We start from the raw sequence: 24,454 nt of genomic DNA, 5'->3' as shown, positions 1-24,454 counted from the left end.
GCCTCATGATTTTCATTCTGCAAGGCCAGTGATTTGTTGAATACAAAACGACAAGCCCCAGCGAAGCGCCGCATATCGCGATCTTGCTGACCATTAGGTCTTAACTGGAATTTGAAGGCTTGTAGTCGTTTCATATGGAAGATTATATTTTTGGCCTATGACAAAAGAAATTGATATTCGTCGAGGAAGACATTGCACATTCCTGATGCATGTTCACCTGGTATTTGTTGCCAAGTATCGACGCCGAGTATTTGATCAGGATGCTATCGAGAAGTTACGCAGTTACTTTGCCAGTGTATGCGCTGATTTTGATGTTGAACTGGTTGAGATGGATGGAGAAGGTGATCACGTTCATTTGTTGGTCAACTACCCACCAAAATTAGCGGTATCCAGTTTGGTTAACAGTCTTAAAGGGGTGTCCAGTCGATTGCTTCGTCGTGATCGCCCAGACATTGCCACACGGTATTACTACAAAGGCGTTCTGTGGACTCCGGGCTACTTTGCCAGTAGTTGCGGCGGAGCGCCAATATCCATCATCCGGCAATACATTGAGCAACAGCAAACACCAGGTTAGGTAGAAAACCGTGCCTTATATCCCTGCCCTGAAGGTCGGGGATATAGGGCACACAGGGTAAGATGCGACGAGCTACACTAAATCACCTCTATCACACATAACAGCTCACCTAATCAAGTTCCTTGATAACAGGGCTGATATTCAGCGCTAACAGAACCAGGTGCCTTTTTTATCCCTGTATCCGCGATAATTTTAATGCATAAAAATGAACATCTTTTCCTGTTGAGCGCCAGGCGTTTAGAAAATATTATTCGCGCCGTCAAGTGAATAAGCTCTCATGGCAATGCGCTGTCATGGATGACGGCTCTAAAATATACCGGCCCTTTAGCTTAGCCGATTAAAGCGAATGACCACCATCGTCAGGTCGCTGATTCGGGTTTAGCAAAGGCCACCAACACTAACCGCCATTAGCTCAGCAGGCAGAGCAGACGACCATTTAAGTTGTAGGTACGAGGTTCGAGGCCTCGATGGCGGTCCAATACTTTTTAGTTCAGCAGGCAGAACGGCTGATGGTAAAACCAGAACGTTAGTGGCCCACTCTCGTGACCTGGCCTGCTGATAATGTAGATTTAATTTCGCTGAATGTCAGATAAACGGACAGGTATAAAATGAGTAGTTTGAATTACTTTATGCTGGTCTGGATCATGATGATTTCGCTGATTGGGCTGTATATACATTTTTCTGCCTGATTTTATTTAGCGGGTAATTACTTTTTATTGTTATTGAAAGATCAGCTTTCCAGCCTGCGAAGACGGTGTAAGCCCGAGTGGCTGGAGAGCATATTCGCATGAGTACTGGGGGTTTGTCACAGCTATCGCGCTATCGAAACCCTGCCATTATTTACCTCCAGTATTCAGTCGAATATGACGATTATGTGAATTTTTAAGCACAACTCAGTAATCCCCCCTTTTATGCCAGAAATACAGAATTCAACGAAAACAAAGATGAAGCGTTATTGGCTACGCGAAGTTCCATAAGACAGCAAAAACAGGGTTTTTAAAATCTAACTGAGAGCCTTTTTTTGCAAAGATGACAAAAGTTATTCTCCGACATGATTAAAATTATACATCTTTTTTAATATTCAGCTGCAGTGAGCTTTGTTACTCTGGCGCTGTTATATGCCTCGTTATAACTTTATATCTTCCGGTACGCTAAGGAAGTCTGGGACATGCTTTCGCCTCCTTATGCTGGAGGCTTTTTTTATATTAAGCCATCGTCAGAAAATACATCCATCACCTCGTTTGGAATATTCTCCCCGCAGTGTAACCAGCAATATATTATGATTTTTATGTGCAGCTTTTTGGTTATTCTCCCCCCAGCGGTGAAAAAATGACTAAATATTCTCCCGAATATATAGTTGACGATTTAACCCACCGGACCAGGAACATTCTGGGATGAATGTGATAACCCTTCAGCAACGATTGTTTGTTTATCATCAATATTTTGTTTAATAAATCTCCGTAGTGTTGAAAAATGCACACTTTTAGTGCTGTTATTGGTCGTAAGTGTAAGTTAGTGTCAGTTTATGTATCCATTTCTGAGAGGGCCTGTCTGTTCTCGGGGGAAGGCTTTCAGGGATAAGCTGAGTGAATACGATAACCATAATGCGACTGATGATTCTGCTGTTGGGGCTGATGCTGTTACCTTTCCATGCCCGGGCGCTTAACCCGGCGGACAGGGATACCGTCATTGAGCAGCAGCAGCAGCGTCTTGAGCAAAACCAGCAACAGCGCGATGAACTGATGCGTAGTCTGCAGCCCCTTCCGTCAGTCCCCTCTTCATCTCTTTCCGTAGTTGGCCCCTGCTTTAAACTGAACGGTATCAATCTTGATAAAGCCACTCTGTTAACTGCCCGAACCCGTGCGCAACTGGTTGCCCCGTATCTCCATCAGTGCCTGGACATGCCGCACATAAACCAGCTGGTCAGTGATGTGTCTGAGTGGTACATCGGTCGAGGCTACATCACCAGTCGGGCCTTTCTCTCAGAACAAAATCTTTCCTCAGGGCAGTTGATTATCTCTGTCATGGAAGGGCGTCTGCAGCATATCCGTATGGATGAAATACCCACCCGCACCCTGAAAATGGCATTCCCGGGGCTGGAAGGTGAAATTCTGAACCTGCGCGATATTGAGCAGGGCATGGAACAAATCAACCGCCTGCGCAGCAACCCGGTGCAGATTGAAATTCTGCCCGGTGAAAAACCGGGCTATTCCATCGTCAACCTCACCGCCACGCCGGAGTTTCCGCTCCGTGTTTCACTGGGGTTTGATAACAGCGGGCAAAAAAGTACCGGTACCGGCCAGCTTAATGGGGCACTGACGGGCAATAACCTGCTGGGGCTAGCGGATAAATGGTTTGTCAGCGGCGCGCGCAGCAGTGATTTTTCGCACTCTCATGATGCCCGGAGCGTGCAGGCCGGGCTGAGTATTCCCTACGGATACAGCCTGTTTGATTACAGCTATAGCTGGAGCCAGTATCTCAGCACGATTGATAACAAAGGCTTTAACTGGACCTCCACCGGCGACAGCCAGACGCATCGTTTTACCGCTTCGCACGTGCTATTTCGCAATGGCGATATTAAAACCGGCGCCTCCATCGGCCTGACCCACCAAATCAGCAACAACTACCTTAACGACGCGAAGCTCGACAGCAGCAGCCGCAAACTTTCCAGCCTGCTGTTTGGCCTGAACCATACGCAAAAAATCCTCGGGGGCGTGGCGACGTTTAACCCGACCTTCAGCCACGGCGTGCCCTGGCTCGGTGCGGAAGACGACAACGGCAAAAACGACAATATGCCGAAAGCCGAGTTCAAAAAATGGAGCGTGAATGGCAGCTTCCAGCTTCCGGTCGCCAACGATTTATGGTGGCTGACCAGCGTTTACGGGCAATGGTCGCCAGACCGACTTTACGGCAGCGAACGCCTGACAATCGGCGGTGAAAGCTCGGTGCGCGGTTTTAAAGAGCAGTATTTATCCGGCGATAACGGCGGCTACCTGCGCAACGAACTCAACTACACGCTGTTCACTTTGCCGTTTATCGGCCAGGTCAGCAGCGTTGCGGCAATCGACGGTGGTTGGTTACAAAAAGATGAACACGATCCGTGGGCATCGGGCACGTTGTGGGGGGCGGCGGTAGGGTTATCAAGCGCTAACCGTTATTACTCCAGCCAGTTCACGGTGGGAACACCTTTGAAATATCCGGATTGGCTTGCACCCGATCACATCAGTATTTACTACCGCGTTAGCATCGTATTGTGAGGCCAAAGATTATGGACAATTATCAGCAACCCGTTCGCTTTGCTCAGCGCTTGTTGAGCTACCTGATTTGCGTCTTACTCGCCGGACAGCCTGTCATCCCAGCATTTGCCGCACCGACGCCCGCCAATGGTGCCACCGGAATTGACCAGGCCGGGAACGGGGTGCCGGTGGTGAACATCGCCACGCCCAACGGGGCGGGGATTTCCCATAACCAGTACCAGGATTACAACGTTGGTAAAGAGGGCTTAATCCTTAATAACGCCACCGGGCAGCTCAATCAGACGCAGCTTGGTGGGCTGATACAGAACAACCCCAATCTGAAAGCAGGCCAGGAAGCGCGCGGCATCATCAACGAAGTGACGGGGGCTAACCGCTCACAGCTACAGGGTTACACCGAAGTGGCAGGCAAAGCCGCGAACGTGATGGTGGCGAACCCGTATGGAATTACCTGTAATGGCTGCGGGTTTATCAACACCCCAAATGTGACGCTGACCACCGGGAAGCCGGTGTTTGATGCCAACGGTAATCTGCAATCTCTTGATGTCACAAAAGGTTCTATCACCGTTGAAGGGCAAGGGCTGGATGCCAGCAACAGTGACGCGCTCTCTCTGATCGCACGCGCAACGGAAGTGAACGCGGCGATCCATGCCAGGGATCTGAGCGTGACGACAGGCGCGAACCGCGTTGGTACGGATGGTGATGTTACCCCTATTAGCGGTGAGGGGGCAGCGCCTGTGGTTGCCGTGGATACCGGCGCGCTTGGCGGCATGTACGCCAACCGGATTCGCCTGGTTTCCAGCGACAAAGGAGTGGGGGTCAACCTCGGCAACCTGAATGCGCGGCAGGGGGATATTCAGCTGGATGCCAGCGGCAGGCTGACGGTAACCAACAGTCTTGCCAGCGGCAGCCTGACGGCAAAAGGCGAAAGCGTTGCGCTGAGCGGGGAATACAAAGCCAGTGGCGATATCAGGGTTAGCGGGCAGGATGTTGCGCTTAACAGCGGCACCTTTGTCAGCGACAACAATATTGTCCTGAACAGTGATGGCAAGCTGAGCTTATCCGGTGCGACGTTGACCACCGGAAATAACCTCAGTCTCAACGCGCATGATTTAACTCAGGATGGTAGTAGCCGCGCTGACGCGGCGCGTGATATCACGGCTGAAGTCGTCGGGTCGATGGATAATCAGGGCCAGCTGGTTGCCGGAAACAATGTCGCCTTAAACAGCGGTACGTTGACCAACCACGGCACGATTACCGCCAATAGTGCCGCACAAATTAACGCCAGCATGCTGAATAACACCAGCACCGTGCAAAGCCAGAAAAACATGGCGATAAGTGCTACAGCCCTGACCAACACAGGCCAGATGCTGAGCGGCGGTGAGCTGGATCTCACCACCCAAACTCTTGAACAAAATGGTACGCTGAGCGCAAAAGGCCGCGCCAGTATCAACGCGACTAACACGCTCAATAACAGCGTCAACGGTAAAATTCTGAGCGATGACGCACTCACGGTTATCGCGGGAAATATTCAGCAAAATGGCACGCTGTCGGGCAAAAATGCGCTGACGGTGAAGGCTAATTCCCTGACCACCGCAAGCGGCTCGTTGAGCACCAGCCAGGGCAATATCACCCTGACTGCGGATGATGCCAGTCTGAATGGCGAAGTCATTGCTCACGGCGACCTCGCGGTGCAGGCGCAGCGGCTCGCCAGCCAACAAAATGCGCAGCTGCAAAGCGATGGTCAGCTTACGCTCAACGCCTCAGATGCCACACTTAACGGCACACAAGCTGCCCGTGGCCCTCTCGCTATCCGCGCAGATAACCTGGCACATGGCGGTAAAACCAATGCCGCTGCCATCAACATTAATGCTGGCAACGTCAACAACAGCGGCTCCTTGGTGGCGCCGGAACTGAGCCTCAATAGCCAGAATATCGTCAACACGGGTCTATTCCAGGGCGACATGGCACTGAACCTGTCTGCGCAACGCCTCGACAACCAGTTCGGCGGTTATCTGTACAGCGCGCAAAACCTGGCCTTTAACATTCCCACCTTCACCAACGCCGGTACACTCAGAACCGATTCCGCGTTGACGTTGAGCGGCACCCAGCTGACTAACAGCGGGGCGTTGATGGCTTCAGCGCTGACGTTGCAGGGTCAATCCCTGACCAACAGTGGCCTTTTGCAGGGCACGCAGGCTCTGGATTTAGCCGTTGATAATCTGAATAACCAGTTGGGCGGCACGATATACAGCACGCAGGATTTTGTGCTGACGATTCCGACAATCACCAATACCGGGCTTATCACGAGCGACGCCGGGTTGACGCTCAATGGCAACCAGCTCACTAACAGCGGTGAAGTTAACGCTGTGAATATGACGGTGGGCACGGCTCGCGTGACCAGTAACGGGCGACTGCTGGCGCAAGAACATCTGCAATTCACAGGATCAAACTTTGAAAATGGCGGGCAAGTCGCTGCCAAAAACCTGACGATTCAGAGCGATGAACTCACTAACACCGGCGATCTTCAGGGTGATGCGGCGCTGGATCTCACGGTAAAAAACGTCAGCAACCAGGGCACTATTCTGACCGCGGGTGATTTCATGCTGGACTCAGATTCCTTCGTGAACGCCGGAACATTGCAGGCAACAGCCATCGTGCTGAATCTCGCTAAGCAACTGACGAATACCCAGACTGGCGCGTTCAATGCCGCGACTACCTTCACACTGACAGCCCAGGAACTCACTAACGCGGGCGTGATTACCGCCAGTGATTCGAATATTAACCTGTCGAAGCTGGCCAACAGCGGCACGCTGCAAGGGCTGAACCTGCTTACGCTGACGACCCGCACCCTTGATAACCAGCATTCGGGTGTGCTTTTAAGCAACGGCAAACTGGTGTTGCGTGCCAGCAGCTTAACGAATGCGGGCCTGATGCAGGGGAAAAATCTGGATCTGGCGAGCGGCGAGTGGATCAACACTGGCAATGCGTTAAGCGAACTGGACGGCACCATCAGGGTGACGAATGACTTTAAAAACCAGGGAGAAGTGCTGGGGAAACAAGGGCTGACAATCGACAGTGGCAGCCTTGAAAACAGCAGAATGCTGGTGGCAAACGTGCTTGCTTTCCGTGGCGATTTGATGAACAGCGGGTTGCTGCAAGGCAATCTTGATTTGAGCCTGAAGGGCGAGACGTTCACTAATCAAAACAACGGTCAACTGCTGAGCGGCGGCGCACTGGCAATTGATGGACAGACGGTGAATAACCAGGGCTTGATGCAGGGAAAAAATATCTCCCTGAATGCGCAAGACTGGCAAAACGGTGGTGTTGCGCAGGCGCAAAATAAACTGGATGCCATAACCCGTCACGCACTGATCAATAGCGGTACTTTAGTCAGCCAGCAGGATGCCGGCCTGACCGCAAACAGCATAGTCAACAGTGGCAAACTGGCGGCAAATAACCTCAGTGTTGAAACACAAAACCTCGATAACAATGGGCTGCTGCAAGGCAACAGCACGTTACAGCTTAAAACGCCGATCCTGATTAACCGCAGCAATGGGCAACTGGTGAGCGGCGGGGCACTCACTCTCGCCTTACAAAGCCTGAACAATGCCGGTTTGTTGCAGGTGAACGACCTGCTGACACTGACGGGCAATGAACTGAATAACAGCGGTGATATCGCGGCTAAAAACATGAACCTTGCGTTCAGCGGGCCGTTTATCAACCAGGCTGGCGGACGTTTACTGGCACAGCACGACGCGACACTGAACGGTAATCTCGAAAACGCAGGCCTGGTGGCGGCGAACGATCTGCTGCTTCACGGCGACTCGTTAAGCAATAGCGGCATTTTGCAGGGGAATTTGCTCTCGTTAACCCTGAATGACCTCACCAGCACCGGTTCGCTCATCGGCGTGAACGGCCTCACCGCTCGCGTGAAAGGCGACATGTTTAACGGCAACCAAATCTGGAGTCAGCAGGCTGTCGCACTTAGCGCGGGCCATTTTAACAACAGTGGCAAAGTCATCGGGCAAAGCCTTGATTTGAATGCGACAAGCCTGGCGAATGACGGATTGTGGCAGGGCAGCGACTGGCTGAATGCGAACGCTGACGACATCACGACAGACGCGAATGGCCGTGTTCTTACCGGCGGCATGCTGACTTTCAACGCGCAAAATCTTGCTACAGACGGTCTGCTGCAGGGCGGACAAAACCAGTTCAGCGCGAACAACTGGCGTAACGGTGGTACGGTCATTGCGACCAGCGGCCTGACTGCCAACGTGAATGACACGCTGACTAACAGCGGCGACATCCTCAGCAATGGGCAGGCAACAATTCAGGCCCAAACCCTGAACAACAACGGTTCGCTGCTGAGCGAAGGCGATATGTCGCTGGCAGGCAGCACGCTCAATAGCAGTCGTGCGATTCAGGGCAAAACCCTCACCGCTCAGCAGAATAAAATCAGCAATCAGGGCACACTGACCGGCCTGAATGCACTGACATTTTCAGCACCATCCCTGGAGTTGAACAACGACACGAACGGCCAGTTATTAACTCAGGGCGTGCTGAACATTCATGGCGACAACATCGTCAACGGCGGCGTCTGGCAGGGGCAACACATCCTGCTGAACGCCAGTAATCTGAATAACAACGGCGCGATTCAAAGTGCCGACGACCTGAGCCTGACGCTTGTCGGTGACCTGAATTCTGGCGCGGGCAGTAAAATCACAGCCAGTGGCAATGCGGTATTACAGGCGCTGAACCTCGCCAATAGCGGGCAGTGGATTGCACAAAACCTGACGCTACGCGGTACTACGCTGAATAACAACGGCGAGATTAGCGGTGTTAACGGGTTGACCGTGGCGCTCAACGGCACGTTTACGCAGCAGCAAGACAAAACCCTGTTGACGGGCGGCGCACTGGCATTGAATGCCACTTCGGTGATTAACCTCGGGCGCATTCAGGGCAACAACACACACATCACCAGCGGCACGCTGGATAACCAGGGGCGTATCCAGGGCAATGATGTGCTCACGCTTGCGCTCACCGGCAACCTGACTAACCGTGCGGTGGGCACCCTCCTCAGCCAGAACGAACTGACCATCACCACGGCGAATTTAATCAACTACGGCATTGTGCAGGGTGCGGGTTCCTCACGCATTGACGCGGCCCGCTCAGCGCAAAACGACGGCAAACTGCTGTTCGCAGGCGACCTGACGTTCAACACTGCAAGCCTGACCAATAACGACTGGCTACAGGCAACCACGCTGCTGCTCAACGCTGCAAACGCCACCAACAGTGGGACGTTGCTGGCAGACCAGCAGATGAATCTGAAGGGGAATAGCCTCAGCAATCAGGGCACCGTGCAGGCCGCGAACCTGATTTCTGACTATCAGGTGTTGACCAACAGCGGGACGTTGCTCGGCAGCAACCAGCTCAATATCAACGCCAGTCAGGTCAATCTTCAGGCCGCTGGGAAACTCTTCAGCGGGGGTAATCTGGTACTGAGCAGCACCGGGTTCGATCAGCTTGGCCAGGTGGTGGCGCTCGGTAATTTAACCGTCGGCCTGACGAATGCGTTTACCACGCGCAACGTGATGGCGGCAGGCAATGTGCTGACGCTGACCAACAACGGCGACATCACTAACCAGAGCGTGATGCAGGGCCAGGGGCTGAACATCCGTGCGGGTGGCGAGCTGACCAACAACGGGCAACTCACTGCAGGCAGTGCTGCCAGCAACCTGAGCGGCAGCCGCATCAGTATGAATGCCGCAGGTACGCTGCAATCCGGTGGCGACGTGGCCCTGACCAGTACCAGCGATATTATCCTCAACGGTTTCACCGGCACCCGTGGCAGCCTGACCGCGCAAGTCGCCGGCTCCCTGCTTAACACCGCACTGCTGTATGCGGGCAACAATATGACCCTGCTTGCAAACAGCATCAAAAACAATCGTGGTGATATTCTGGCGGGCAACAGTCTGTGGATGCAGCGCGATACGACAGGCAACGCTAACGCCGAAGTCGTGAATACGTCTGGTTCAATTGAGACGGTGAACGGTGATATTACGATCAAGACCGGGCATTTGTTGAATGAGCGGGAAGGATTGAGTTCATCCTCCGAGACAGAAGATTTTAGCCAACTGTATCCATGGTTGGGTGATGCTGTGGCGGATGTTCCGCTCTCCTTTTTCGATCCTTCAGAATACGGCGTTTATACCATCGATAACCTGATACATGCTGGTTCGTGTAGCGGCCATTGGTGTTTTGAATATCATCGCTGGGTTCAGGTGTACGCACCAAAAGTTCAGGGCTTAAAGAAAGAGATTGCCATTAGTAAAGAAACCGTTTCGGTGGATAGCCAGAGCAATGCTTCGCGTATTCTCTCAGGCAAAGATCTCTCAGTGAATGCTTCCACACTCGAGAACGTGGCGAGCAATATCATGGCAAATGGCAATATCGTTCTTAGTGGAAACACACTGGATAACAATAGTTATCAAGTCAGTAATAAAACTGACTATCTCATTTATCAATATCAGGGAACGATTGCCGGTAAAACCATCGCAGGGGGAACAACAAACGTCGGCGGTGGTGGGTCGTTACAGGACACGACCGTTGCACCGGTTAAAAACTCTATTTCGTTAAAATTAATTGGGCATGATATTCGTGAGGAAGCAGGCGATATATTCCGTTCCGTAATTCAAGCCGGAGGCAACGTCTTTGCCAACTTCACCAGCGATATCAGCAACACCACCACTTCGGCGAACGCGGGCAAAATCAGCAACACCATTACGGCGCCAACCCTGAATACGCTGAGCAGCCAGAACATAGACAGCGGTGTGCAGAAACAAAGCCTCGCCAGTGCCGATAACCTTACGCCGGGTACGCCGCAGTGGCAGGATCACCTACAAAACGCTATCCAGCAAATCAACGGTGGCGGTAATCTGGATAACAGCTCGGCCGATCTTTCCTCCAGAGATTTCGCAGCAGAAGGCAACGCCGTGCTGGGTTCACAAGGCGATCTCGCGGACCCTGCGATGCAAAATGCTGCTCTGGTGAAACCAGGCAGCAGCAGCCTGAACAATCATGCTGGTAAAGCGGTGGATACCCGCGCTTACCCGTTGCCGGACAGCCAGAATGGCTACTTCGTGGCCGCGACGGATCCGAAAAGCCCGTACCTTATTGTCACCAACCCGAAGCTTGATGGCCTCGGCCAGCTTGATCCTTCGTTGTTTGGCGATCTCCACGCCATGACGGGTATGAAACCGGGCGAAGCCCCGCGGGAAACCAGCAGCACTTATACCGATCAGAATAAGTTCCTCGGTTCGTCTTATTTCCTTGAACGCCTGAACCTGCACCCGGAGTACGACTACCGTTTCCTCGGCGATGCGGCGTTTGATACACGCTACGTCAGTAATTTCATGCTGAACCAGACGGGCAATCGCTACATCAATGGCATCGGATCAGATCTTGCGCAGATGCAGTATCTGATGGACAACGCGGCATTTGCACAGCAGACGCTGGGGCTGGCATTCGGTATCGCGCTCACGCAGGCGCAAATCGCTTCACTAGATAAAAGTATTCTGTGGTGGGAAGCGACGACCATTAACGGCCAGATGGTGATGGTGCCGAAAGTTTATCTCTCGCCAAAAGATGTGACGGTCAGTAACGGCAGCGTGATTTCCGGTAACAATGTCCAGCTGGCGGGCGGCAACATCACGAACAGCGGCAGTAGCATCACCGCGAAAAATAACCTGAGCCTCGACAGCGGCAACAGCATCAGTAACCTCAACAACGGCCTGATTAACGCCGGTGGCAACCTGGAATTGAGCTCGCTGGGCGATATCAACAACATCGGCTCCACCATCAGCGGCAAAACCGTCCAGCTTGAAAGTCTCGACGGCAGCATCAACAACATCACGCAGACAAGCACCTGGAGTCTTGATACCGGGGATAAAAATGGCCATGTCGGGATAGTGGATACGACCGTGGGCAACATCGCGTCCATTACCTCACTCGATGCCCTGAGTCTGAGTGCCGGACAGAATATCAACATAACCGGGGCGAATGTGGCCGCGGGTGGCAATTTGCTGATGGATGCCTGGGGCGATATCGCGATAACGGCAAACCAGGCCACTCACAGCTACAGCCAGTCAGGCTTCCGCGGCAGTGAGGCGACCAGTACTGAATCGGTCACGCAGCAGGGCAGCACGATTTCTGCGGGGGGCAACCTGGGTATTCAGGCGGGGAATGATGTCACGACTGAAGCCAGTTCAGTCAGTGCGGGCAACAACGCCACGCTGATTGCCGGTAACGACCTGAACCTGAACGCAGGACAAACCAGCGAAACGAGTTCAAAAGGCAAAAGCGAAACCCACAGCACTGACAATGCACGTACCACCCTCACCGCAGGCGGTGACCTGGCACTGGCAGCAGGCCAGGACATCAACAGTCAGGCGGCAGGGCTTGCCGCAGAAGGCAATGTGGCGATGCAGGCCGGTCGTGATGTGAATCTGCAGGCTGAAGCCTCGGTGGACGGCAGCAGTTCGCGCAGCGGCAAGAAAACCGTCATCGACGAGTCAGTACGCCAGCAGGGCACGGAAATCGCCAGTGGTGGCAATACCACGGTAATTGCCGGGCGCGACGTGAACAGCGAAGCGGCTCAGGCCACTGCCAGCGGTGATATCGCCGTGGCTGCCGGACGTGATGTCAATCTGACAACAGCAACCGAGAGTGATTATCACTACCAGGAAGAGACGAAGACTAAAAAAGGCTTCCTCAGCAAGAAAACGACCCACACTATCGAGGAAGACAGTGCGAGCCGTGAAGCAGGCACGTTGCTTTCCGGTGATAACGTCACCGTTCAGGCGGGCAATAACCTCCTGGTGAAAGGCTCCTCAGTCGTGGGCGATAATACCGTGGCGCTGGGAGCGGGTAACAATGTCGATATTGTTGCCGCCACCAACACCGATTCAAGCTGGCGCTTTAAAGAAGAGAAGAAGAGCGGCCTGATGGGAACCGGTGGGATTGGTATCACTGTCGGCAGCAGCAAAAACACCCACGATTTACGTGAAGCAGGCACCACGCAGAGCCAGAGTTTCAGCACCGTCGGTTCGACGGGCGGTAGCGTGGCGATTTCTGCCGGTAATCAGACACACATCGGCGGTGCCGACCTGATTGCAGGAAAAGACCTGGCGGTGACCGGCGACAGCGTCATCATTGAACCGGGCCACGACAAGCGCAGCCGCGACGAGACCTTTGAGCAGAAGAAAAGTGGCCTGACGCTGGCGCTCTCTGGCACGGTCGGCAGCGCGATAAACAATGCCGTCACCGCAGCACAGGAGACGAACGAAGAAAGTGATAGTCGCCTGAAAGCACTGCAGGCCACCAAAACGGCACTGTCTGGCGTGCAGGCCGGACAGGCTGCCGCAGTGGCTTCCGCTACCGGCGACCCGAATGCGATGGGTGTCAGCCTCTCGCTCACCACCCAGAAATCAAAATCACAACAGCACGCCGGGAGCGATGCGGTATCAGGCAGTACGCTGAACGCAGGCAACAACCTCTCTGTTGTGGCGACGGGTAAAAATAAAGGCCCGAACAGCGGCGACATCGTGATTGCAGGAAGCCAGCTGAAAGCCGGAGGCGATACCGTACTGGATGCGCAGAACGACATTCTGCTGGCAGGCGCGGCGAATACACAGCAGTCCAGCGGCAAGAACAGCAGCAGCGGCGGTGGTATCGGTATCAGTATTGGTGCCGGCGGGAATGGCGCGGGTATCAGTGTATTTGCCAACGTTAATGCTGCAAACGGTAAAGACAAAGGTAACGGTACTGACTGGACCGAGACCACCGTCGACAGCGGCAAAACCGTCACCATCAAAAGCGGGCATGACACCGTGCTCGATGGCGCCCAGGTTAACGGCGATAAAATCGTGGCCGATGTCGGTCACGACCTGCTGATGCGCAGCCAGCAGGATAACAGCGACTACGACAGCAGGCAGACCAGCGTTGCGGCGGGGGGCAGCTTCACCTTCGGCACCATGTCCGGTTCAGGCTATATCAACGCCAGCCAGGACAAGATGAAGAGCCGCTTTGATTCGGTGGCCGAACAAACCGGGCTGTATGCCGGGGACGGTGGCTTTGATATCACCGTGGGGCATCACACCCAGCTTGATGGCGCGGTTATCGCCTCTACCGCCACGCCGGACAAAAACAGCCTCGATACTGGGACGCTGGACTTCAGCGATATCCACAACGAAGCGGACTTTAAAACCTCGCACTCCGGTATCAGCCTGAGCGGCGGTGGCAGCTTCGGGGATAAATTCCAGGGCAACCTACCGGGCGGCATGATCTCCGCTGCGGGTAATAACGGCCATAAAGAAGGCACCACGCAGGCCGCCGTGGCAGAGGGCTCCCTTACTATCCGCGACAAGGCAAACCAGAAGCAGGACGTGGCCGATCTGAGCCGCGACACCGAACATGCCAACGACAGCATCAGCCCGATCTTCGATAAGGAGAAAGAGCAGAACCGCCTGAACGCAGTTGGGATGATCGGCGACATTGGCAGCCAGGTGGCGGATATTGCCAGGACGCAGGGTGATCTTAACGGGCTGAAGGTGGCCCAGAAAGAAACTGGCGCAACACTCCCCGCAAACGCGACAGAAAAAGAGCGCCAGAACTATCTTGCGAAACTGCGTGATACCCAGACATACAAAGACGTAATGGTGACGTACGGAACCGGCAGCGATCTGCAGCGTGGCATCCAGGCGGCCACAGCAGCGCTGCAGGGAATGGCGGGCGGCAATATTGCGGGTGCGCTGGCGGGCGCGTCGGCACCGGAACTGGCAAACATCATCGGCCATCAGGCAGGCATTGATGACGACACGGCGGCAAAAGCTATTGCCCATGCCATCCTCGGCGGCGTAACCGCGGCTCTTCAGGGCAACAGTGCGGCAGCGGGCGCAGCAGGGGCCGCATCCGGCGAACTGGTTGCGACAGCGATTGCCAGACAGCTCTATCCAGACACAGACCCGTCGAAGCTGACGGAAGAGCAGAAGCAAACCGTGAGTACGCTGGCGTCTGTTTCAGCGGGCATGGCTGGCGGGATTGCCGGGGGAAATACGGCTGGTGCGGCGGCCGGGGCCAGTGCAGGGGAGAATACTGTTGAGAATAACTTCCTGAGTAGCACAGAAGCCAGAGCACTTGATAAAGAGCTGTCCGACTGCAAAGCATCAGGTGGTGACTGCAAGTCTGTTGTTGAGAAATATATCGAAATCAGTAACAAAAACAGCAAAGAACTGGTTGATGCCTGTTCCGGTGGTGGCGTTGCTTGCGTGACATGGGAAGAGCTTATCCAAGGGGCGACCAATGTAGCCAATGACGCGCATCCGTCACAAATTCGGCTGGATGAAAAGCTGAAAGATCCAGATGCGGCGGCGTTGGTGAATTACCTGAACGGTACAGATCTTAAGTTCCTGAAGGACAATATCACGACAGGAGACCGTGTGATGTCTGTTATCAGTGATCCTACGTCATGGCCTGTTGTGGTGATGGGTGGGAAAGCAATAGTTACCAATACTGTAACCAATGGAAAAGAGCTGTTAATCGCAGCTGGGGCATCGGCGCTCGGGGGGGCGGCTATCCAATATGGTGTTTCTGGTGAAGTCAAACTATCAGATGTGATTGGTGCAGGGGTTATTGGGGCGATTACTGCGGGTAAAAGTTATAACCCAACAGTGACATGGAATGCGGCAGGTGGGTATTACCAGGCAGAGCTTAAAGGCGATGACCCTTTCTTAGGCGCGATATTGAGTAAGGCGGGTGCATCGGTTGGTTACGCTGCGGGAAATATTATTAAAATTCAGTCTGATAAAGTGCTTAATCCAGTATCGAAGCAGTACGAATGGGTTCCGACTGGCGTCTGGACGATAACCAAACCAGCACCCCAAAACTCTCTACCTTCAATCTTAGGTAATGCGGGGAACGCTGCCGCTTCTGGAGGATTTACAGAGGGGATGAATGAAGCTCTGAAGAGTAAAGAGGCGGGGCAATGATGAATAGCAGATATAGATCTTTCATTGCTTTATTTTATATGTGTTCAGCCCTTTTTATTACATTGTTCATTATCACAATGTCATTCAGCCTGCTTGGTTACTGGATTGGTGGCGGAAAAGACATACTATCGTTTTTCTCTGATAAATTGTTTAGCTATTTTAAAGTGGGACTTGCTGGAGTATTGATAGGTTTTATTTTATGGTTTTTTTACTATCGAAAGCTTTAAGTTGTTGTTGAGAATAACTCGCTCAGCTTCGGGACGGGCATGGACAATACTGTTGCGGTTAACGCTGTATGGAATCAGTATGCGGTGGACAATAATCTGACGCAGGAACAAACTCAGGAAGGGTTGAATACAATTGCTACTGGCGAAGGGCCTTCTTGGGGGACTGAATATAAGGTTAAACCTAATGGAAAGGTTGAAGTTTCAGGTGGCGTGGGGCTTGCTCTGAAAGGAGGAGCTGAGGTTAATAATGATTACTTCTCTATTTCTACAGGATACACCAAAGAGTTTGGTGTTAAGGCTGGAGCTTCTGTTGGTATTGATTTTGGTCCATATTTTCCAGGGGTGTTTGGCGACTTAAACCGTGATTATTCAACTAGTATCGGTTTTGGTCCCGGTTCTGTAGGAATGTCTGGTGGAAAAGATGGTATCGGCTTTTCTTTCTCTGTTGGACCAAGCATTGGTTTTACAGGTTCTACCACTGGCTCTCATGATGAAAAAATAGATCTGAACGGTGACTCCACTAAGGAAATATACCACTATGATTTCAAATGATATTATTCTTAATGCATCATCCTTCATGTTGCTATTGTTGCTGTTGCTGTGGGGAGTGTGTTTTTTTATTTTTGTTTATAGAAATCTTGGCGGCACTAAGGTAGGTAAGGATTCCTTGCTTTATTTTAATTATATGTTTTTTAAACGTGATATTTTATCAAGCAGCGCATTGATTTTTCTTGTTCTTGGGTATGTGGCGGCGGCGATAGCTGAATATCGAAGAGAGTTTGATAATTTATCATTAATATCTAATTTATTTGGAGGAATGTCATTTTTTCTCTTTGCACTATATGGGAAATATTTTTACCAAGGGTTAATTGATGATGAAAAACCATTTTTTTTATTAAGGTTTTTTTGACAAAATTAGACCTATCCTTTGGTGCGATTTTTCTTTGGCTATCAAGACTGGCGTATATAACATGGTTAATAATATTCATTAGCCATTAAATAACGGTGGAGAATAACTTACTCGGCGGTAGTGAAGATGCTCAGGCTGCATGGATACGTCAGCATGGTGTCGATATGGCGAGCTGTTCTGATAATCCAGGCGGGAACGCATGTCAGAAAGCGAAAAATGAACGTGATGCGGTAGGACTGGCTCTGGCAACAGGAACAGTGGCTCTGCTTCCTGGCAGTGCTCAGGTGATGTGGGGACTTGGTGCTGGCGCTAATGCAGGGGCTAGTTACTGGGTAGATGGCGCAATTGACCCAGCTAATGCGGCCATTGCAGACTGGGTGAATGTGTTCAGCATGGGTAATGGCCTGGCAGGTACAGTGGGCTGGAATGCTGCAGGTGGTGCACTGGGTAACTGGATTGACAACAAAGATCCGCTGTCGGGTGCGCTTATCAATGGTGTCGGTTCGGGTATTGGTTATGGCCTTGGCAAAGGACTTTCATGGGGTGTTAATGCCGGGGCAAACTGGTGGAAAGGTGGCTGGGATCCTAAGTTTAATGCTGGTCTGAGACAGTTTACTGAAGTGAAGGGAGAACTTGGGATTTCAAAAGAAATGACACCTAGTTATTTTCCAGGTATGGCGGGTGATATCGGTGGTAGCTTGGGCTCTGAACTCAGCGGGAAGTATATAGAGCAGAAATCCTCTCAGGAGGATCGCAAAAAATGAGAAAGCAAAATACGTTTCTGCACCTGGCTATTTTTATCACATTAAGTATTGTGTCTATTTTTTTGACATCAATTATTTTATACGTGGCAGGAGAATTGTTGTTCTTATTTTTCAAAGGAATACCAATGAATTTCACTATGGAAAATATATTTCTGCTCTGTAAGATTAGTTTTAGTGTCGGAGGCTTTGTCGGGGGCGGAATGTGGATAGCTCGTTTATTGAAATTAAAAGGATTCTAAGTTGTTGTTGAGAATAATAACCTAAGTCTGCCATCCGGCATGATGAGTTCTGGTCAGGCTTCATCTACTTTGGGGCAATTTATGGCGCAAAATGGAGCGACTGCTGCAGAGATAGCACAGGCACAAAGTGACCTGGTTTATGTACAACGTGGGTTATCAACAACTGGGCAAAATGGATCTATCCAGAATGTAATGTTGAAGATGTTCATATTATTGAACAATATGTAGCAACCGCTGTTGAATGATAAAGCTCCTGACTCAAAATCATGAGCCGGGAGCTTTTTACCTGTTACTCAGCAGGTCTGATCACCAGTTGCCCCGCTCTACAGCAATGGTATGCGGGCAGCGGTGGCTTCGACATCACCGTCGGCAACCATACCCAACTGGACGGAGCGGTCATCGCCTCTACGGCAACGGCGGACAAGAACCACCTCGACACCGGGACGCTGGGCTTCAGTGACCTGCATAACGAAGCGGATTTCAAAACTGAGCACACGGGCGTCAGTATCAGCGGTGGTGGCAGCTTTGGGGGTAATTTCCAGGGCAATATGCCGGGCGGGATGATTTCTGCGGCGGGGAACAGCGGGCATGCGGAAGGCACCACGCAGGCAGCGGTGGCCAATGGCACCATTACGGTGCGCGATAAAGATAATCAGAAGCAGGATGTGGCTGACCTCAGCCGTGACACAGAACATGCCAACGACAGCATCAGTCCGATATTTGACAAGGAAAAAGAGCAAAACCGGCTGAAGGAAGTCGGGCTTATCAGTGATATCGGCAACCAGGCAGCGGGCATTGCGCGGACGCAGGGTGAGCTTAATGCGCTGGAGAAAGCCAAAAGCGAATCGAGCGCTACGTTGCCAGCCAATGTCACAGAGGAACAGCGCCAGGAGTATCTTGCAAATCTGCGTGACACGCAGGCCTACAAAAATGAAATGGAAAAGTACGGTACCGGTAGCGATATGCAGCGCGGTATTCAGGCCGCGACAACTGCATTACAAGGGCTGGCTGGCGGGAATATTGCCGGTGCTATCGCAGGGGCATCTGCACCTGAATTGGCTCACCTATTGAAATCAACAGAAGGTGATCCTGCCGTCAATGCTATTGCGCATGCAATATTAGGTGGTGCGGTGGCAGCGTTGCAGGGGAGCAGTGCGGCGGCAGGCGCTGCGGGGGCTGCATCCGGTGAACTGGCGGCGCGAGCAATCGCCAGTATGCTTTATCCGGGAGTGGACAAACTCACCGAAGATCAAAAACAGACCATCAGTACGCTGGCGAGTATTTCAGCCGGAATGGCGGGCGGTATTGCTGGCGGGGATACAACCGGAGCCGCGGCTGGGGCGAGTGCCGGTAAAAATGCGGTGGAGAATAACTATCTGAGCGCTACACAGATAGATGATTTTGCAGCTAAAGCTAAAGGTTGTGAGGCTCGTGGTGACTGTGGTCAGATCGTGAAGGAAATGGAAGACCTAAGCCTGGTGCAGCAAAAAGAGTTGATCGCTGTCTGTTCAACTGATCCAACTGCCTGTAAGCAAAACTATGGTGATGTTGCAGGCAGCAGCATGCTGGTTCGCGAAGCGATAGACCGAGTACTCGGTGATGACGTGCCGTGGTCGATGAAGAATGATATGTCTTCATTACTTGCGCAGCAGATGGAAGCGGAAGGTGTTGTCACCAGTACCGAGTTCGCTCAACAGTTACAGAGTCGCTATGATATCGATCCACAGCAGGCAGAGCTCCTTGCTGGGGCTGCGATGGCTGCGGTTACTGGTGGTATTGGGAAATACCAGCCGAATAAAGGCGCCGTAGGGAACATGAATGAATTTCTGAAACAACCAGGATTTGGTAGCGAAATAAAAAATACAGCTCAAAAATCAAGCCAACAATATCAAGGCCAGAGTGTATATAAAGCTACTGGTGATGTCGGTGAGTATATTAAGAAAGGTGATCAATTTTATCTGGATGGTCAACATAAAAACCATATTGAAGTTTTTGATAAGAGAGGGAATTTTAAAGCAGTTGTAAACCTTGATGGTAATCTCAATCAGTCTAAAACTGATGCAGCTTTAGGAAGGAAGTTGAAATGACAGATATCAACAAGATTAAAAATGCAGTCCGAATGCTGGCAGGATTAGCTGAAAGCAATATCGACTTTGCTGATGATGAGTGGAGCATTGATTACCATTTGGATCTGGATAAAGAGCTACGTGACGAGTTGGCTAAATTACAGATTGAGCTAGATCTCTTAACAAATGCACTTAAGGAAAAGGATCTTGTGACTGCTAAGTATGCTTTAGTTATGGCACGACTTTTCTCGCTTAACTTGTCGAATTTCTTTTTAAATATATTTGAAGACATTGAAAAGGTTGGTTGGTCTGAAGAGATTAAATTACCAGCGATCCCGGAAGATTATCAAATACCCGAACACTATAATTACCCTAAGAAATAACAAGAATCCCGGCCACCGAGCCGGGATCTTTTTATCAGTCACTCAGCAGGCCGGATCACCAGTTGCCCCCGCTCTACAGCAATGGTAACCGGCGTATCCGTCCTAAATCCTGCCTCTTCCAGCCAGTCACCCTTGAGGTGCAGGCTGGGCGTGCGGCTGTAATAGGTGGTCATTTCAGTGGCGCATTGTTCATGGTGAATAGCTCCATGGAAGCTGTCACCTGTTCCGTCATGCGATGGCGACGCAGATGCTGGAGAATGGTGCAGACCTGCGCTGGATACAGGTGATGCCGGGTCATACCAGCGTCGAATCAACGCAGATATATATGCAGGTGTCGGTGCGGGCGTTACAGGCTGTTCATGCAACGATACACCCGGCAGAGCGGGAAGCGCAAATCCCGGATGACAACCCGGAGGATAATTATCATAATGACAACACAACTGACACCACGTGAGGTTATGACGATGAGCAGTACCATCCACTTCCGTATCGACGAAGAAACCAAACGGCTGGCGATGCAGGCAGCAGAGCGCCAGCAGATGAGCCTGACAGAGCTGATGCGCCAGCGAGCCGAAGAACTGGCAGCAGAAGAGCGTCGCTATCAGAGCAGTGAACATGAAGGCTGGCTGGAAGAGCGGATAGTCCAGGCGTTCAGGCGTCATGATGCAGGTGAAGGCGAGTACATCAGCAATGATGATATGGAAAGCCGGATGAATACGCTGAAACAACAGGCCATGCGGGGCAAGCTGTGACCATCAGGGTTGAGTGGGAAAAACGCGCTCAGGCCGACAGAGAAAACATCTTCCTGTACCTGAACCGCGAGGCGGGTGCGATGGTGGCTATCGCCGCCGATGACCGTCTGGCGGGCATGACGACTATCCTGACAGAAAACCCGCTTGCCGGGGTGAAGGCCGGACGCTCAGAGAGCCAACGTAAGCTTGTGGTGCCTCACTTCCCGTTCATCATCGTCTACGTTGCCGAAAAAGAGCGGGTGCGTATCCTGCGCGTGCTGCATACCTCCCGCAAGATAGCCGGTCAGAAGGGGCATGTGTATAAGTGAATGATGTGTATAAAAATTTTATACACAATACTATACATATTTTTCACGGATTTATGGCGATTGTCTCGGACTTACACGGACGGTGAGGTGAGATAACTTAATGAATTTAATGATTTTAAAAGACTTTTTCGGATGTGTTCGGACAATGAGTGGCGGAAGATCACAGGAGTTGAACCTGCCCGGCACCGCTGGCGGCACCAACTGGATTTGAAGTCCAGCCGCCTCACCGGAGACGACGATCTTCCTTGCCTCGATTGCTACATGGAGGCGGTGCGCAGTATACCTGGTTTCTTCCGCTTACCAAACAATGCTTTTCCCTTTACTCAATGATTCTGCAAATACTATTAGCACGATCAATTAATAGGCGCACCAACCTCGCGTTTAGCACTTCTGACCCCCTCCATTGAGCGACTCCGCTCACAGTTATCAAGAAACGTAATCTGATAACGAGATTCCACAATTCCCGCTCCCCTTTGGATGATTTAAAACCATAGCTGATGAATTTTTCACGGTCATTTTTGGCAGGCGTGCTTCCGTTTCTCTGCCACGTCGCCTGCAAAAAAATCCAGTAACCAGAGGGCAGCAGAATGAAAATTAGTGACGGTAACTGGCTGATTCAGCCCGGTTTAGCGCTTATCCACCCGGTGCAGGTTTTCGATGTGGAGCAGCAGGGTAATGAGATGGTGGTGTACGCGGGCATGAAAGATGTGAGCGAACGCGCCGGGCAGCTTGATACCCCGCTGTTTACGCTGCGCTTTTTCTCGCCGCAGGAAGGCGTGGTCGGGGTGCGTATTGAGCATTTCCAGGGCGTGGAAAATAAAGGCCCGCATTATCCGCTCAATGTGTTGAGCGATGTAAAAACCCAAATGCAGAACACCGACGCATTTGCCGAGCTGAAAAGCGGTAGCCTGAGCGTGCGCGTGACGAAAGGCAACAGCTGGGCGCTGGATTTCCTGCGTGACGGCGTGCGCATCACCGGCAGCGCGGTGAAAAACAACGGTTATGTGCAGGACGGTAATACTGGTAACACGCATATGTTCGAGCGCCTGGATTTGGGCGTTGGTGAAACGGTTTACGGTCTGGGCGAGCGCTTTACCGCGCTGGTGAAAAACGGCCAGACGGTGGAAACCTGGAACCGTGACGGCGGCACCAGCACCGAGCAATCCTATAAAAATATTCCGTTCTACCTCACTAACCGCGGCTACGGCGTGTTGGTGAATCATCCTGAATGCGTCTCTTTTGAAGTGGGTTCTGAAAAAGTTTCCAAAGTACAATTCAGCGTAGAAGGTGAATATCTTGAATATTTCGTGATTGATGGCCCAACGCCGAAAGCGGTGCTTGACCGTTACACCCGCTTTACGGGCCGCCCGGCGCTGCCGCCAGCGTGGTCGTTTGGTCTGTGGCTCACCACATCCTTCACTACCAATTACGATGAAGCAACGGTAAACAGTTTTATCGACGGTATGGCTGAACGTAATCTGCCGCTACATGTTTTCCATTTCGACTGTTTCTGGATGAAGGCTTTCCAGTGGTGCGATTTTGAGTGGGACCCGGTGACGTTCCCCGATCCGGAAGGCATGTTGAAACGCCTGAAAGCGCGTGGCCTGAAAATCTGCGTGTGGATCAATCCATACATCGGCCAGAAATCCCCGCTGTTCCGCGAGGGGATGGAAAAAGGCTATCTGCTCAAACGCCCGAACGGTGCGGTGTGGCAGTGGGACAAATGGCAGCCGGGGCAGGGGATTGTTGATTTTACTAACCCGGCGGCGTGTGAATGGTATGCGGGGCACCTGAAACGCCTGGTGCGCATGGGGGTGGACTGCTTCAAAACTGACTTCGGCGAGCGCATTCCAACGGATGTGGTGTGGCACGATGGTTCCGACCCGCAGAAAATGCACAACCATTACGCGTTCATCTATAACGAGCTGGTGTGGAACGTGCTCAGGCAAGAGCTGGGCGACGAAGAAGCGGTGCTGTTTGCCCGTTCAGCCTCCGTTGGTGCACAACAATTTCCGGTTCACTGGGGCGGCGACTGCTACGCCAACTACGAATCAATGGCGGAAAGCCTGCGCGGCGGCCTGTCACTCGGCATGTCCGGCTTTGGCTTCTGGAGCCACGATATCGGCGGCTTTGAAAATACCGCTCCGGCGCACGTCTACAAACGCTGGTGCGCGTTCGGGCTGCTTTCCAGCCATAGTCGCCTGCACGGCAGCAAATCTTACCGTGTGCCATGGGCTTACGACGACGAAGCCTGCGACGTGGTGCGCCACTTCACGCAGCTGAAATCACGCATGATGCCGTATCTGTACCGTCAGGCGGCGCAGGCCGCAGAGTTCGGTACGCCGATGATGCGCGCCATGATGCTGGAGTTCCCGGACGATCCGGGCTGCGATTATCTCGACCGCCAGTACATGTTGGGCGATTCCGTGATGGTTGCACCGGTGTTTAGCGAGGCGGGCGACGTGCAGTTTTATCTGCCGGAAGGCCGCTGGACGCACCTGCTTACCAACCACGAAGCACAGGGCAGCCGCTGGCATAAACAGCAGCATGATTTCCTGAGCCTGCCGGTGTATGTGCGTGACAACACGCTGTTAGCGCTGGGCAATAACGACCAGAAACCGGATTATGCGTGGCATGAAGGGACGGCATTCCAGCTGTTTAATCTGGATGATGGCCGCGAGGCGCTTTGTGAAGTTCCAGCGGCAGACGGTTCGGTCATCTTCAAACTGCAAGTTAAGCGCGAAGGCAGTACGCTAACCGTGCAGGGCGAAGGTCAGGCGAAAGACTGGACGCTGTGTCTGCGCAATATCGGTAACGTGAAAGGGGTGAAGCAAGGTAAGAGCGCTGCGGGCGAGCAGGGTGTGGTGATTACGCCGGATTCGCACGAGGCGGGATTGGTTATCGAGCTTTAATGGGTCTTTCCCCTCTCC

At 52.2% G+C, this 24,454-nt stretch carries 13 protein-coding genes, 2 tRNA genes and 2 pseudogenes; 14 read left to right on the top strand and 3 right to left on the bottom strand.

Annotation, left to right across the window (positions count from 1 at the left end; all coding sequences use genetic code 11):
- Positions 1 to 134, bottom strand: a 134-nt coding sequence (locus EHN07_RS17005) for a helix-turn-helix domain-containing protein (RefSeq protein WP_167467328.1), incomplete at its 3' end; no start/stop codon positions are given.
- A 23-nt stretch (positions 135 to 157) separates the two neighbouring features.
- On the opposite strand from EHN07_RS17005, the gene tnpA reads away from it, so the two are divergent.
- The 10 genes and pseudogenes from tnpA (at position 158) to EHN07_RS16945 (ending at position 20,464) form a co-directional block, all read left to right on the top strand.
- The gene (tnpA, locus tag EHN07_RS17000) at positions 158 to 574 is read left to right on the top strand and encodes an IS200/IS605 family transposase (protein WP_124025225.1); all 417 of its coding nucleotides are present in this window, start codon (positions 158 to 160) and stop codon (positions 572 to 574) included.
- Between the two features lie 401 nt (positions 575 to 975).
- Positions 976 to 1,052, top strand: a tRNA-Lys gene (locus tag EHN07_RS16990).
- A gap of 1,126 nt (positions 1,053 to 2,178) precedes the next feature.
- The gene (locus EHN07_RS16985; protein WP_124025226.1) at positions 2,179 to 3,831 is read left to right on the top strand and encodes a ShlB/FhaC/HecB family hemolysin secretion/activation protein; all 1,653 of its coding nucleotides are present in this window, start codon (positions 2,179 to 2,181) and stop codon (positions 3,829 to 3,831) included.
- An 11-nt stretch (positions 3,832 to 3,842) separates the two neighbouring features.
- Positions 3,843 to 15,875 carry a hemagglutinin repeat-containing protein gene (locus EHN07_RS16980; RefSeq protein WP_124025224.1) on the top strand — a complete coding sequence of 4,011 codons (12,033 nt, stop codon included), beginning with the start codon at positions 3,843 to 3,845 and terminating at the stop codon, positions 15,873 to 15,875.
- A 266-nt stretch (positions 15,876 to 16,141) separates the two neighbouring features.
- The gene (locus EHN07_RS16975; RefSeq protein WP_124025223.1) at positions 16,142 to 16,654 is read left to right on the top strand and encodes a polymorphic toxin type 25 domain-containing protein; all 513 of its coding nucleotides are present in this window, start codon (positions 16,142 to 16,144) and stop codon (positions 16,652 to 16,654) included.
- Positions 16,641 to 17,012, top strand: coding sequence for a hypothetical protein (locus EHN07_RS16970; protein WP_244202424.1), 372 nt, complete (start codon positions 16,641 to 16,643; stop codon positions 17,010 to 17,012). The genes EHN07_RS16975 and EHN07_RS16970 overlap by 14 nt, the downstream gene beginning before the upstream one ends.
- Positions 17,013 to 17,107: 95 nt before the next feature.
- Entirely contained in the window at positions 17,108 to 17,776 is a 669-nt protein-coding gene (locus EHN07_RS16965; protein WP_244202423.1) for a hypothetical protein, read from the top strand.
- A gap of 394 nt (positions 17,777 to 18,170) precedes the next feature.
- A complete protein-coding gene (gene imm45, locus EHN07_RS16955; protein ID WP_244202425.1) occupies positions 18,171 to 18,260 on the top strand; it encodes an Imm45 family immunity protein in 90 nt (29 codons plus the stop codon).
- Between the two features lie 90 nt (positions 18,261 to 18,350).
- A pseudogene (locus EHN07_RS16950) lies at positions 18,351 to 19,442 on the top strand (VENN motif pre-toxin domain-containing protein); the annotation flags it as partial.
- A 656-nt stretch (positions 19,443 to 20,098) separates the two neighbouring features.
- Complete coding sequence (locus EHN07_RS16945; RefSeq protein ID WP_124025221.1) at positions 20,099 to 20,464, top strand: hypothetical protein; 366 nt, start codon at positions 20,099 to 20,101, stop codon at positions 20,462 to 20,464.
- A 38-nt stretch (positions 20,465 to 20,502) separates the two neighbouring features.
- Here the strand turns inward: EHN07_RS16945 and EHN07_RS16940 are convergent, their stop codons facing one another.
- The gene (locus EHN07_RS16940) at positions 20,503 to 20,637 is read right to left on the bottom strand and encodes a SymE family type I addiction module toxin (protein WP_124025220.1); all 135 of its coding nucleotides are present in this window, start codon (positions 20,635 to 20,637) and stop codon (positions 20,503 to 20,505) included.
- Positions 20,638 to 20,672: 35 nt separating this feature from the next.
- Here EHN07_RS16940 and EHN07_RS20555 point away from each other — a divergent pair.
- The 3 genes and pseudogenes from EHN07_RS20555 to EHN07_RS16925 all read left to right on the top strand — a co-directional run.
- Positions 20,673 to 20,918: pseudogene (locus EHN07_RS20555) on the top strand (tyrosine-type recombinase/integrase); the annotation flags it as partial.
- A 10-nt stretch (positions 20,919 to 20,928) separates the two neighbouring features.
- Positions 20,929 to 21,216, top strand: coding sequence for a damage-inducible protein J (locus EHN07_RS20550; RefSeq protein WP_124025219.1), 288 nt, complete (start codon positions 20,929 to 20,931; stop codon positions 21,214 to 21,216).
- A complete protein-coding gene (locus EHN07_RS16925; RefSeq protein WP_124025218.1) occupies positions 21,213 to 21,524 on the top strand; it encodes a type II toxin-antitoxin system RelE/ParE family toxin in 312 nt (103 codons plus the stop codon). The genes EHN07_RS20550 and EHN07_RS16925 overlap by 4 nt, the downstream gene beginning before the upstream one ends.
- Before the next feature lie 150 nt (positions 21,525 to 21,674).
- Here EHN07_RS16925 and EHN07_RS16920 read toward each other — a convergent pair.
- Positions 21,675 to 21,769 (bottom strand) — tRNA-Sec (locus EHN07_RS16920).
- 342 nt (positions 21,770 to 22,111) lie between these two features.
- On the opposite strand from EHN07_RS16920, the gene yicI reads away from it, so the two are divergent.
- The gene (yicI, locus tag EHN07_RS16915; RefSeq protein ID WP_124025217.1) at positions 22,112 to 24,436 is read left to right on the top strand and encodes an alpha-xylosidase; all 2,325 of its coding nucleotides are present in this window, start codon (positions 22,112 to 22,114) and stop codon (positions 24,434 to 24,436) included.
- Positions 24,437 to 24,454: the final 18 nt, after the last annotated feature.

The organism is Buttiauxella warmboldiae, assembly GCF_003818135.1.
Lineage (GTDB): Bacteria > Pseudomonadota > Gammaproteobacteria > Enterobacterales > Enterobacteriaceae > Buttiauxella > Buttiauxella warmboldiae.
Note: the sequence above shows the minus strand (reverse complement) of the source record. Positions and strands in the feature narration are given on the sequence as shown.